This is a genomic window from Maribellus sp. CM-23 (assembly GCF_021354595.1).
Taxonomy (GTDB): Bacteria; Bacteroidota; Bacteroidia; order Bacteroidales; family Prolixibacteraceae; genus Draconibacterium.
This window is the reverse complement of the sequence record NZ_JADWYJ010000004.1, coordinates 611,265-623,324: the sequence shown is the minus strand read 5'-3', so window position 1 is coordinate 623,324 and position 12,060 is coordinate 611,265. Positions and strand designations below refer to the sequence as shown.

Sequence of the window (12,060 nt, the reverse complement as noted above, 5' to 3'; positions counted from 1 at the left end):
TTTAAAAAATGCTTTAGTTTCGTTTAATGGTCACAGTCTTCTTTTTTATTGAATAATCAAAACGGGCTGCCTGCTGGAGTGCAAACATAGCCTGGTCGAACGTTTCCTTGTCGAATGTTCCGGTAAACCGGTAGTCTAGTATTTCGCTGTCTTTAACGATGATATTTACCCCATACCAACGCTCCAGCATGATTTTCACATCGCGGAATGGTTCTTTATTAAAAATCAATTTGTCTTCTTTCCACGAAACTTCCGGTTCTGTATCTTGCAGGGTTATTACCTGAGCCTGCTTTATCCGTATGGATGGAATAGCTTTGTTCTCTGATTTTTCATCTGAATTTTCCTCGGTAGCGTCAAGTACTTCATGTACGCTTTTGTCTTTTAACAGAACCAATTTTTGCCCGGGCTTCAGTACCAAGTTGCTTTCATCTTCTTGGTCCGACTTTAGCCCCAGAATTTCAATAGCTCCTTCAATCAATGTGGTTTCAATACTGTTTTCATCGCCATAAGCTTTCACATTAAACTGGGTTCCAAGAACCTTTATATTCATTCCGTTCGTGTTAACGAAAAAAGGTTTTTGTTTATCTTTTGCAACATCAAAAAAAGCTTCTCCAGTAAGAAATACCTCCCTCTGATTTTCCTGAAAATTTGTTGGATATTTTAATGTCGCACCTGCGTTTAACCAGATTTTGGTACTATCAGCCAGTATTATATATGATTTTGACCCTATGGGAACATTCACTTCGTTATAATGTACTTCCTGCGACACTTGAGCTATATCTACATTGCTCTCGGGTTGTGTATAAATAAACCACTGTATCAACCAAGCCACTATAAAAGCAGCTGCATATTTCATAGTGGTAATTATTGTTCGCCTTAGTTTTATCCCTTGCTTTTTTTCTGATCGAGTAGTATTTTCTGTCCCAATTATATCATGAATTTCATTTAACAAAGCTTTTGATGAAATATTTAGTTCATCGTATTCTACAGTATTCCAATTTTCTTCCAACCACTTAAATACAATCTCCTTATTGTTTTCGTTGTAAACAAGCTGAAATAGTTCTTCCTTTTCTTTACTTGTAGCTTGATTTGAAATTAATTTTTCAAATAATTCAATTATTTCATTTTGTTTTTTCATTCTATAATAACTTGAAAGCATGATTGCAATTCTGCCTATTTATCTGCATTCGAACTATGCTACATTCACATTCGTCTGACAGGTAATTGTCAATCATATATTGATATATACTTTTAAACCGAAAATTTCCGTGAAGGGAAAAGTAAAAAAAATGCGATAGTAGTATTAAACTTATATAAACTTAGTTATAAAAAGCAGGACTGCTGCCTTTAAATACTTGGGTAACTCTTTGCGTAGGAAGTTTAAAGAATTTCGAATTTGCGTATCAACAGTATTTTCAGAAATATTAAGTTTTACGGCAATTTGCTTATAGGATAGCCCCTCCTCTCTGTTTAACAAAAAAATCTGACGTCTTCTTTCAGGAATCTTTTTAATTAACGAATAAACAATCTCGACTATCTTTTTTGTCTCTATATTTTCATCATCCTGTGTAATATCACCCAAAAGGTAAGCATCACAATACTCGGTAAGTGCCTTCTTTTTTAACCAATCATAAACTTCGTTTCGGGCAATTGTGAATAGGTAACTATTAAACGATTTTTCGGGATTGATATTTCTTCTCTTTTCCCAAATGATAACAAAAACCTTTTGTACAAGGTCTTCTGTATCGTGCCAGTTTTTCAGAAACTTGTATACAAATGCAAATAGTTTTTTGTGATATATATAATAAAGAGCATCAAAAGCTTTAATTTCACCTAACTTCAATGCTTCGCATAATCTTTCTTCAGTTAAATGATTCATACATATTTAAAACTTATATTTTGTTTCCTTTAAAGCATTCTTGAAAATTTAGGTTTAATCTAAAACCTGGAAACAATGCATTAAAAAAATACCGACATATGCTCACTATCGAATATACAGATCTATTAAAAAATCTTTTTAAAATTAATAGAAATATTGTAATGATAATAAGAATTAGCTTTACTCTAAGAGTTATTTACGGACGATTTTTATTACGCAACTAGTTATAAAGCAGAAAAAAACAGATTGTTGAATGACGGTCCTCACCGCTAGTATCCATTAAAATTCAAGATTTCGACAGTTTTTAAAAATAAAAAAACAGATAAAGGAAGTAGTCTGATTTTTCTTTTTTGAGATTGAAATGAATGATGTTTAAGGATAACAGGAAAATCCAAATATATCCTTTGCCCAAAAGCTACAACCAATCCTACAGGTAAAGCTTATACTTCTAACAACAACATATGATTGTCCTTGCAGCCACTGTACCGAAATGAAAATTTGTTAAACGGATGTCTGCGAAATAGTATTTTACCCATGTCAAACTTTTGGGTGTAGTAACTCAAAGACAGATATATCAGGTAGTTCATCAAAATACACTACTCGGTAATTTTTCACCGACCACCAGTGCCTCATTTTCTGAACTTTGTGCACATAAACTTCTGTACACCCTCCTAATCCTTCTCCAAAAAGTTCGATACTCCTCCCGGTGGGATCACCAAAAGCCGCATAAACAGCGGCTTTTTTCATTATGGGGGAACAGAAATGACATTATAAGTTTGTTTTCTATCATCTCTCCCCTGCGACAGAGATAGCTATAAAAACGTTGAATCCTGTAAATACAACATCAATCATCGGGTATGATTAAAAAATTAAAAAGCGCTTAAAGTCGTTGACTTTAAGCGCTTTTTAAAAGGGAAAATCCGGGACCGTTCTTGTAGAGCACGATTAACTGAATATTCCGTTCTATGTTATTGCTTTTTGATAATCCGCTTTTGCCCCGCGGTCAACTTCTTTCAGTTTAATTTTAATAACAAACGGCTCTTTTTTGTTTGATACTTTTTGCGGAATCACGATGTCGTAGTAATAACTTCCATATTTATCCCGGCCACCGTCGGTCACAATGGCTTCTTTTTTACCCGAAATAAATTCGGCATGTTCAATTACAAAAATCATATCCTTTGTTCTGCTTCTGGGAACCTTCACCCGAACTCTGTCGTTCATTGGTTTGTTGAATACAGTAAGGTAAATAGATTCACCTTTTTGTGTGGAATATCCCCAATCCTGTTTTTCCAGCACCGAATTATGAACGCCGTAAACAGCTTCGCGGTTAACATCCATCCACTCTCCTACTCCTTTGGCAATCTTTGTTTCTTCTGTGCGAATATTTCCGTCGCCATCGGGGCCAAAGTTTATAACAAAGTTACCATTCAGCGAAGTGGCTTTCACGGTCATTTCAATCAGATCGTACGGAGTTTTCACATACGACAGCGACCAATCGCGGTGGTAGCCCCACTGGTTTTCCGGAATGGTCATTACACAGTCCCAGTCAAATCCTTTGGTATCTTCCAAGGTTGAAGGCAGGCTTCGTTCGTAGCGCTGGTCATAATCGTCAATCAGATCGCCATTGGCATCCACATGTCTGTTTCCCAATTCATCCGACCGGAAGCGGCTTCCGATAATCAGTCCCGGATGTTTGGCTCTGAGTTCCATTCCCAGCGTATCAACCCAGGCCGCATTTTTTACCCAGGCAACATCCCACGAGCCATCGAACCAAAGGCCTTTCATGGCCGGATAATTATCTACCAGTTCCAAAAGCTGGTTACGGGTAAACGATTTAAAATCTTCGTAACGTTTTTCCTGTTCTTCTGTTTCAAACGGGTTGTAATCGCCACCCGACTGAAACGTTTCTTTTATTTTGGGTGAGTTAATATTTCCTCCCGAATAATATCCCGGATGACTCCAGTCGATAATCGAAAAATACAGGTAAACATCAATTCCTTCAGCGGTATACGCATCAACCAGTTCTTTTACAATGTCCTTTTTATACGGAGTATTGGCGATTGTATAATCAGTGTATTGGCTGGGCCACATGCAAAAACCGTCGTGGTGTTTGGTCGTAAAAATCATGTACCTGGCTCCCATTTGTTTGGCTTGTTTTGCCCACTCCTTCGCATCGAAATTTACAGGATTAAACTGTTTGTACAGGTTATCGTACTCTTCGTGTGTAATTAATCCCGACGTTCTGAACCATTCGGCTGCGTAAGTAGTTGTTTTTCCGTTCCACTGACCGCCGGGGATCGCATAAACTCCCCAGTGAATAAATTGCCCGAGGCCATACTCGCGCCACTTTTGCATGGCTGCGTCGTTGCGCTTCCCTACCCGATGGGCACCATGTTTTAATGGGATTCGCTCCTTGCTTTTATCCTGGGCAAATCCTGAAAACATAAAAAAGCAGAGCAGCGTTGTAATCAATAAGTTCTTCTTCATTATGATAATTTTTATTGTTTTATAGTCCGATATGTTCTTCTGTTTTTTTCTTGGGTGGCGAGTAGTTGTTCAGCAGTTTATTGTCTTCCGAATAATCCCAAACAATCTTGTCGTCGTACGAAATACCGTTAGCCCCTGCTTTTGCTTCGATTATATTCTCGCCTTCTTTTAATTCAACTCCCTCAAAAATATAATGTACCGGGGTAGTTCCTTGCCGGTAGTGGCTTACTTCTACTCCATTCACAAAAAGCCGGGGAACACCGATGTTGGAATAAACCGTTACCGGGGTGGTTTTATTGACGCGTTTAACCGCTCTCCGTTGTGTTAAGTAAAGTACCGGTTCTTTGCTCCAGTTGGCTTTGTACCAGTAGAACGGATCTTTTTTTACTTCCCTGTCAAAAGTTACCAGGCCTTTCATATTCCGGGCTTCCACACCACCCTGTGTATTTACCGGTGTGGCAAAGTCGAACATGTTCCACACATAAGAAGCGAGTAAATAAGGATGTTTGGCAATAACCCCCCACTGGATTTCGTGAAATTTGGTGGCAAAGGTTTCGGGATAAAATTGAGAGAAGTAACGCCCAAATTCGCCCACCATTTCTTCTTGCTGGTAAATATTTGCTTCGGCGCCATACTCTGAAAATATAATTTTATGATCCGGGAATTCCTGTTCCATGCCATCAACCCAGTTTTCGATGTCTCCGATTTCTCCGCCGTACCAGCCAAAATAATGGTTAATACCCTGAATGTCGGCATTCAGGTTCGATGCCTGGTCCACGGCCTGATGGCCATTCACCGAAACCGTATAACGGGACGGATCTTCTGATTTTGCCAGATCGTTAAGTTCTGTTGTTAAAGCCACCGTGTAATTGTAGGGCGTATAAACTTCGTTGTGCAGACCCCATACATAAATAGACGGATGGTTGTAATTCTGACGTATTAGTTCGGTTAATTGTTGTTTTGCATTATCGGCTTCGTCGGTACTTACCCTGTTTACAAAAGGTATTTCGGCCCATACAATAAACCCCATGCTGTCGCATTTCGAATAAATATATTCTGCCTGCTGATAGTGCGCAAAACGGATGGTGGTGGCCCCTATTTCCCTGATCATTTGCAAATCGGTTTCGTGCTCCAGATTGCTTAGTGCACTTCCTTTTTGCCACCAGTCCTGATGACGGCAAACACCGTACATCGGCACTTTTTTGCCGTTCAGGTACATCCCGTCGTTGTTTTTCAACTCAAAATGCCTCAAGCCCAAGGGTTGTACAATTTCATCAATAACTTCGCCTTCCGAAAGAATTTGAACAACTGTTTTATACAGATGCGGATCTTCGAGCCCCTGCCACAAGTGCGGTTTCTTTATGCTAAAATGCTGTTCGAAAACCTGGCGTCCTTGCGGCAACACACGAACCGGCAAGTTGTATTCAGCCTTTTTATTTCCGTTCTGTTCATACAAAGTAGTAAGAATTGTTACTTCACGCGACTCTTTGTTTTTGTTTTCGAGTTTTGTTTTGATCGTTACATCAGCCGATTTTGACGTTACATTTTTTTGAGAAATATACACCCCCGGCGAAGCGTAATCTGTTACGGCAATGTTTATCTTATCGGTAATTATCAGCTCTACAGGGCGGTAAATCCCGCCGTAGACTCCAAACAAAGTATGGTTAATCGGAATCACGTCAGGGCGCGGTGCATTGTCAACCTTTACGATTATCTCGTTGGGTTCGCCCGGCTTTAGTAAAGCTGATATTTCGATCGCAAAAGCGCCATAGCCGCCTTTGTGTTTTCCGGCAATTGAATTGTTTACGTATACTTCGGCAACCGCCGCCACGCCCTGAAACCTTAAAAAGAAACGTTTTTCACGGAGGCTGGCATCGGGAGTATATTGCTTTTTATAATAGGCAGGCCCGGCATAAAAAATGTTCTTTTTCACCTGCATATCCTCGGCATTCCAGGTATGAGGGATGCGCACCTGCTGCCATTCCTCGTCAAATGTTTTCGGAAAGTTATCGGCTTTCTTAAACAACCAGTTATCGTTAAACGAAATTACCTCGCGCGCGCCAAGCGGAGATGCAAAAAACATCCCGGCAAAAGCGAGGATCATTACCATTCTTTTTATGAAAGATGAACTTAGCATAGCTATCAATTTTTTTCTGAATTAATCAACCAATTTGTAGACTTCTGACCCTGCCAGCAAAAATGCACCCGCGCCATAAACGGCTGTCATATCCTCTGTCACCGATTTTGGATCGGCGCCAATAGGCTGCACCCAGCCCAGTTTCCCGTCGTCTCCAACCATTGCGGTCAGTGCACTCCACGATTCCAATAAACGGGGGAGGTAAATGTCTTTGTCGAAAAAACCCTCATTAATTCCATAGGCTAGTGCATAGGTAATCAAGGCTGTGGCACTTGCTTCGGGTGCCGGGTAGCTTTCGGGATCGAGCAAACTGGCATGCCATGCACCGCTGGTGTCGGCCAATTCAACCAGCCGCGAAACATGTTCGCGCAGTAAGTCCTCATAAAAACTACGGTAGGGCGAATCAGCCGGCAAGGTTCTCAGAATCTTTACCGTACCGCCGGCCACCCATCCGTTTCCTCTCCCCCAGAATATTTTTTCTCCGTTTTGTTCGCGTTTCTCAAAGTAGCTTTTATCCCTGAAAAACAACCTTTCCTCTTTATCATGCAGGGCGTCGTAGGTTCGCTTGAATTCGGTATCCATAAACGCCAGGTATTTTTCATCGCCTGTTAACGAAGCCATGCGGGCATAAACGGGCGGTGCCATAAACAAGGCATCGCACCACGACCACCACTTTTTTCCCTGCAGCTCTTCGTGAAAGTTTGACATTACCCAATCCAGCCTTTGCTGCGTAGGGATTCTCATATTTTCGTTGTTATTCTTTTGGGACATTTCCAGAAACATTTGTCCGATGCAAAACTCATCGGCATGGTACAAACTGTAAACCGGCATGTCAACAAAGTTCTCAGGAAGTTTCCACTGGCACTCTGAACCAATCTTGTTCAACCAGCTGTAATATGTCGAACTGTTATCGGACATTTTAGCCCATTCTTCCACCCCGGTAAAAAAAACGGCATTGGTCCAGGCATCAATCCCGTAATCGTGCAAATATCCGGGACTGCCTTCTTTTGCATAATCAAAATGGTTTATTTGCCAGTCTGCTACTCTTTTCATCACGTCTTTCACCAAAGCTTTCTGCGAATGGGTTGATTCAGAGGGAGTACAGGCAGTTATCAAAAAAACGATAATCAGAAAAAACAGTGAAGTATTAAAATGTCTCATTGTCAATAAATTAATATCGGCACCATGATACAACGGTTAAACAGCTTGCAGCAGTAAAACAAGGGTCGATCAGCGCCTTTCTCAAAAAAGTTGTCCGGCACAAAAATATTTTTGGCCCCCATGTGGCTATTACTCTTTTGACTATTTCTTTTATCATTTTGATGCACATTCCTGTCTGCAAGCTCTTTTCAGGCATAAACAGCCGAAAGGTAAACCGATCATCCGGATGTATGAGGTTTGTGTTTTTGTGCAAAAGCAGTCGGCGTTTGCCCAAACTCTTTTTTGAAAGCATTGGTAAAATATGGCTGACTTTCGATCCCAACTTTTTCCATAACCTGCCGCATGCTTAAATCTTCCTCAATTATTATCCGGGCAGCTTTGCGCAACCTGTAATTCAGAATAAACTCGACGATCGATTTGTCGGTCATTGTTTTGATTTTCCGGTACAGTTTACTCCTGCTCATCGATAATTCCGAGGCAATAAAGTTAACGTCAAGACCCGATTCGTCGATGTGCTCATCAATAATGCTCACAAAGTCGCTGAGAAACTTATTATCCCGCTCGTTGGAAGATAATTCGGCACTGTCGGCAAAAAAGTTGCGGGCATAAAACTCTTTTAGGTGCTGGCGTTGTTTAAATATGTTTTGAATACTGATTTTCAGCAATTCAAAATCCACCGGTTTTTCAAAGTAAAGATCAGCTCCCGAATCTACGCCTTCTATTTTGCTCTCGAGTCCGGTTTTTGCGGTAAGCAATACCACGGGAATATGAGAAGTTTCCACATTTTCCTTTATCTCGCGGCTTAGTGTTACTCCGTCTTTACGGGGCATCATAATATCGCTGATCACCAGATCGATCATTTTCGAAGCCAGTATTCCGGAGGCTTCTACCCCATCCCCGGCTTCCAGCATTTCAAAATCACTTGCCAGGTAGTCGGCAATCATATTTCGCAGGTCTTCGTTGTCTTCCACCAGAAGAATACGCCTCCGGTCTTCCTGCATTCCCTGCTTTATGTCTTCTTCCAGCAAATCACTTACTGATTCGCTGTCGTTTTCTTCCGGATCCTCTTCACCGGGCATTTCGCTGGTGGGTAAAAAACAATCATTCGGGTATATCGATTTATCCACCGGAAGCGAAATAACAATGTCGGTTCCTTTATCCGGTTCACTGTAAATAGTGATTTCTCCCCGGTGCAATGCAACCAGGCTTTTAACGAGAGCCAGGCCAATTCCCGTTCCCAGCTGAGAATCGAAGTTTTGGGCATTTATTTTATAGAACCTCTCGAATACCTTGGAGAGCATTTCTTTTGAAATACCAATTCCGGTGTCGCGGAAAACGAGGTGAAATACCCTTATCGGCAATTCCCGGTGATTTACCTTGTAGCTGTTTGGATAAGGCGAAACAAAAGGCGCTTCACCGCTGTGTATTTCTAAAGAAATATGCCCGTTATCGCGGGTCGATTTGAACCCGTTATTCAGCAGGTTCATGATGATTTTTTCAAGAATATTTTTGTCGATCCATACAGGGACCGGCAAATGAGGGTTGCCGGTAATTTTAAAGTCGATGTTTCTTTGTTGGGCATAATCGGTGAAACCCGAAGCTACTTCCTCCACCAATTTATTCGGGTCGAGCGTCTGAAGTTCGAGCTTCATTTTGCCGCTTTCTACGGTGCGGAAATCCATGAGTTCGTTTACCAGGTTCAGCAAGCGTTGTGCGTTGCCGTTTAAAATGCGGTAGTAATACTCTTTTAAGCCTTCCCGCCTTAGTTTGTCAAGTGCAGCTATTATCAGCGACAGCGGGGTTTTAAAGTCGTGCGAGATATTGGTAAAAAAACGGAGTTGCGCCTCGTAGATCTCCTTATTTTTTTGCTTTTCTACATTTTCAAGGTAAAGCTGCATTTTCAGTTTTTTCTTATCTGAAATGTATTTTACGATAAGTCCCACTACCATCAGGAACAGGATGCTATACAGAACATAGGCCGGCCAGCTGAACCAGGGTGCAGCTTTTCGTATCACTTTTATCCGCTCGGGAGTATCGTTCCATATCCCGTCGTTGTTGGCTGCTACAACCTCGAAATAATAAGAACCCGGGGGAACTTTTGCATACATTGCCGCCCGGTTTGAGGCATCCACTTCAATCCAGCGGTCATCGTAGCCATACAGGCGGTATTTAAAACGTGTTTTTTCGGGTATCAGGTAATTATCGGAAGAAAACCGGAAACTGAAATTGGTTTGATTGTAGTTTAAGGTAACCACCGGAGTTTTATCGCTGTTTTCCGAATTTCGGTCCAATTCAGAAAAGGTATGATCGACTAAAAAATCGGAGATGATTACCTGTGGCGGATTCTGGTTTAAAGTAATGGCCTGGGGATCGACAATGGTAAAGCCATTTGTACCGCCAAAATACAGGTTTCCGTCTGTACCTTTCATTGCTGCCAGCGGATAGTAAACATCTCCCTGCACTCCATCGTGCTTATCGTAGCGGTAATAGGTCTGCCCTGAAATATCGTAGCGAATCAAACCGTTGTCGGTTCCCAGCCAAAGGCTTCCCTCGTTGTCGTAACAGATATTAAAAACCGAGAAGATGCCGTATTTCTCCATGTCGTTAAAAACGGAGAATGTCTCAGACCGGGGATCGTATTTTAAAAGCCCGTTGCTTAGCGTACCAATCCACAGGTTCCCGGAATCATCGAGACAAAAAGTACGGAAGTTCATAAAAGAAGAATCAGGAGGAGCAATTTCCTTTACTTCGCGTTTTTTTACATTAAAGAGAAAAATTCGGTTACTGCTGATCATCCACAATTGGTTTTCACCTTCTCTCAGCATATCAAAAATGTAGTGCCCGCTGTTTTCATCGCCAAATGCAAAGTGAGTTATGCTTTCATCATGAAACGACAGGTAAGAAATCACCTGCTTTCGGAGCTGGTAATTGATCCACAAACCGGAATCACTTTCCAGTACCAGTTTCCGTATGTTATCCGAGGTTAACCCGTTTTTATCTTTTGCCCTGAAATGTTTGAAATGCCCGTTGTCGAGGTTGTATTTATCCAATCCACCGGAATACATACCAATCCACAAATTCCGGTTTTTATCGATTGCCATCGACTTAACATTGTTGTGCGACAAGCTGTTTTCTGCATTTTGGTGAGAAAAGTAAGTAAATTTCCCACTGCTTTTCTCCATCCTGTTTATTCCTCCACCTTCAGTTGCAATCCATAAAAAGCGATCGTCGGAAGTAAAAGCACTTACCGGAATATGATTCAGTTTTCCAGGTTGGGGAGCATATGATTTGAAAGGATTTTTTTCGTCGAGGTTTACGTAACACACCTGCCCGGCATAAGTTCCTATCCAGATGTTTTTATTGAAATCTTCGTAAATGCTCCATACCGAGTTATTGGGGAGGCTGAATTTATCGGTTCTTGAATGTTGGAAATGACGGAATTCCTTGTCCTCCGGATTCATCACATACATCCCGTTCAAGGCTCCAAACCACAGCATTCCTGTTTTATCGACGTGAAAAGCGCGGATCATTTTCACATCCAGTTTTTTGTAAATATCAATGTGGTCTTCCACGGTAAAAGTGGCCAAATCAATCCGGTATAAACCATAGGGTTTAACAAGTACCCATAATTTTCCTTTGTATGCTTTTGCGTCCAAAACAAACCCGTCGCTATCGGGCATGGTCATACACTGCGAAAAATCACCGGAACTATAGTTGTACCTGTAAATGCGTCCGTAATTACTGGAAACGTACAAGTCGTCGTTATAGGGGCAAAAAACAGTGCCAATGTAGGGTATCTTTTTACCATCGTACAAAGGAGTCTTAAGGCTTCTGTCATTGAGGTTTAAAATGCTCCAGCTATTGTCGCTTCTGATCCAGATGTTGTTCCGGTTGTCTACTTTTGCTTTTGTTATATTTCCTTTCCGCTCAAGGTGAAAGGTATCCGACGGGCGCTTGTACAAATACAAACCGTTGTTGGTAGTTACAAACAGGTTTCCCGAAGCATCCACGTCGATATCGTAGAACTCCCACTCTTTGGTTTTATCGGTTTGAGCAAACTTCCCGTAATAACGTTTGTATTCGTAGCCATCAAACCGGTAAAGCTCGTTTTCCATCAGTATCCACATAAAACCATCTTTATCCTGCTGAATGGATTTGACGCCATCGTAATAAAATCCTCCTTCGGGCGACATCGTCCGAAAACGATAGTCAACCTTTGCCTGAATCACTAAGGCATTCAGAAAGCCCAAAAGAATAATGAGTAGATATTTCCGGATCATGGTATTATCGAGTTGTTTCAACAAGGAACATTTGGTATTTCGCAGCAGCGGAGAACATCCGTTTTCAACGGCAGGCAGGCTTAACGTCCCCTCTGCTTCCTTATCGTCCTGTATTT

At 41.4% G+C, this 12,060-nt stretch carries 6 protein-coding genes; all 6 read right to left on the bottom strand.

Annotated features, from left to right (window positions below; translation table 11 throughout):
* Positions 1 to 13 precede the first annotated feature (13 nt).
* Positions 14 to 1,138, bottom strand: a complete 1,125-nt coding sequence (locus tag INQ51_RS16290) for a FecR family protein (protein WP_233379012.1) — start codon at positions 1,136 to 1,138, stop codon at positions 14 to 16.
* Between the two features lie 171 nt (positions 1,139 to 1,309).
* Positions 1,310 to 1,879, bottom strand: coding sequence for an RNA polymerase sigma factor (locus tag INQ51_RS16285; protein ID WP_233379011.1), 570 nt, complete (start codon positions 1,877 to 1,879; stop codon positions 1,310 to 1,312).
* A gap of 963 nt (positions 1,880 to 2,842) precedes the next feature.
* Positions 2,843 to 4,366 carry an alpha-L-fucosidase gene (locus INQ51_RS16280; RefSeq protein WP_233379010.1) on the bottom strand — a complete coding sequence of 508 codons (1,524 nt, stop codon included), beginning with the start codon at positions 4,364 to 4,366 and terminating at the stop codon, positions 2,843 to 2,845.
* 19 nt (positions 4,367 to 4,385) lie between these two features.
* Positions 4,386 to 6,470: a glycoside hydrolase family 2 protein gene (locus tag INQ51_RS16275; protein ID WP_233379009.1), complete on the bottom strand. Its 2,085-nt coding sequence runs from the start codon at positions 6,468 to 6,470 to the stop codon at positions 4,386 to 4,388.
* Between the two features lie 54 nt (positions 6,471 to 6,524).
* The gene (locus INQ51_RS16270) at positions 6,525 to 7,664 is read right to left on the bottom strand and encodes a glycoside hydrolase family 105 protein (protein WP_233379008.1); all 1,140 of its coding nucleotides are present in this window, start codon (positions 7,662 to 7,664) and stop codon (positions 6,525 to 6,527) included.
* Positions 7,665 to 7,882: 218 nt separating this feature from the next.
* Positions 7,883 to 11,965 carry a hybrid sensor histidine kinase/response regulator transcription factor gene (locus tag INQ51_RS16265; protein ID WP_233379007.1) on the bottom strand — a complete coding sequence of 1,361 codons (4,083 nt, stop codon included), beginning with the start codon at positions 11,963 to 11,965 and terminating at the stop codon, positions 7,883 to 7,885.
* Between the last annotated feature and the right edge of the window lie 95 nt (positions 11,966 to 12,060).